Source organism: Actinomycetota bacterium, assembly GCA_005774595.1.
GTDB lineage: Bacteria > Actinomycetota > Coriobacteriia > Anaerosomatales > D1FN1-002 > D1FN1-002.
Genome location: VAUM01000370.1, coordinates 1 through 1698 on the forward strand (window position 1 = coordinate 1; position 1698 = coordinate 1698).

2 protein-coding genes are annotated in these 1698 nt (G+C 68.5%); one reads left to right on the plus strand and one right to left on the minus strand.

Features of this window, described 5'->3' with window-relative positions:
* On the minus strand, positions 1 to 894 hold an 894-nt coding region (locus tag FDZ70_10180), incomplete at its 3' end, for a rhomboid family intramembrane serine protease (GenBank protein TLM67312.1).
* 93 nt (positions 895 to 987) lie between these two features.
* Here FDZ70_10180 and FDZ70_10185 point away from each other — a divergent pair.
* Positions 988 to 1698, plus strand: a 711-nt coding sequence (locus FDZ70_10185) for an MBL fold metallo-hydrolase (protein TLM67313.1), incomplete at its 3' end; no start/stop codon positions are given.

The window sequence follows — 1698 nt, forward strand, 5'->3', positions numbered from 1 at the left end:
GAGCTGCTCGGCGGCACCCGTCGCGCCCGCGCCGCCGGCGAGCAGGCGCTCGCGCGCGTTCGCGAGCTGCCAGAACGGGTTCGCCGCGTCGTTCTCGGCGATCTTCGCGTAGGCGGACGCGGCCGCGCCGTGTGCTCCGGCCGCGCTGTACGCCGCGACATCGTCGAGGAGGTACTCGTTGGACGCCTGCTTGATGAAGCCGAGGGTGTAGGCCGCGACCCCGCCGAAGACCAGGCCGCCGAGGTGCGCCCAGTGCGCGGTGCTGCTGCCCACGCCGCCGAGCTGCAGGAGGCCGTAGAGCAGCTCGCCGACAGCCCAGATGCCGACGCCGACGATCGAGGTCGTTTCGAAGGTGCCGGCACGGATGCGGAAGAAGATCATGAAGAAGTAGGCGAAGCGCATCTTGGTCTTGTGGAAGCGCAACGCGAAGATCGCCATGACCGCCGCGAGTGCGCCCGACGCGCCGATCGACATCTTCGCCGGGCCCGGCACGATCAGCTCGGTCAGTGCGTACAGCGCGGCGGCCGCCGCAGCGCCTCCGACGTACAGCGCGAGGTACCGCCAGTGCCCCACCGCGTCCTCGACCACCGACCCGAACAGGTAGAGGAAGAACATGTTGGACACGAGGTGCATCGGGTCAGCGTGCAGGAACGACGAGGTGAACCAGGTGTACAGCCCCCGCCAGTCCGGGTAGAACATCCACCACGCGAGGCGGTCGATCAGCATGGCGAGCAGGTCGTCAGCGGTCTTCGCGGCCATCACCACGTCGGTGACGACACGGAACATCACGAAGAAGAACGCCACCGACGCCACGACGTTGGCGGCGATCAGCGCGATCGTCACCCACGGCACGTGCTGGAGCCTGCGGCCGATCTGGTACGGGAAGATGAACACGCCCTGCCCCTCCTCGCTACGTGCCTGGCGCCCTCCCTTTCGGTGGTATCTTCTCCCGCGTCGCTCGAAGCGTCCAGAGAGGGTGGTCGGCAGATGCGATCGGTCAAGGTCAGCGAGAACATCTCCTGGGTCGGTGCCATCGACTGGAACCTGCGCGACTTCCACGGCTTCGAGCTGCTCAACGGCACGACCTACAACGCCTACCTCGTGCGGGGCGAGATGGGCTGGGCGCTGGTCGACACGGTGAAGGCCCCGTTCGTGCCCGAGCTGCTCGCGCGCGTGGCGTCGGTGATCGACCCGGCCGAGGTCGGCACCATCGTCGTCAACCACGTCGAGCCGGACCACAACGGCGGGCTGCGCGACGTCATGGCCGCGATGCCGAACGCCCGCGTGGTCGCGTCGCCTTCGGGTGTGCGCGGTGTCGCCGAGTACCACGACGGCCTCGAGATCGAGGCGGTCAAGGAGGGCGACGTCATCGATCTCGGCGGGCGCACGCTGACCTTCCTGCCGCTGCCGATGGTGCACTGGCCCGACTCGATGGCGACGTACTGCCCCGAGGAGCGCGTGCTGATGTCCAACGACGCGTTCGGGCAGCACCTGGCTTCGGAGGACCGGTTTGCCGACGAGGTGGGGGTCGAGCTCGCCCTCGAGGAGCTGCGCGTCTACTACGCCAACATCCTCATGCCGCTGGGCACGCAGATCGCCAAGACGCTCGAGAAGATCGCGGCGACTGGCTGGGCGGTCGACGTCATCGCGCCGTCGCACGGTGTGGGCTGGCGAGGGGACGACGTGGCCGTCGTGGTC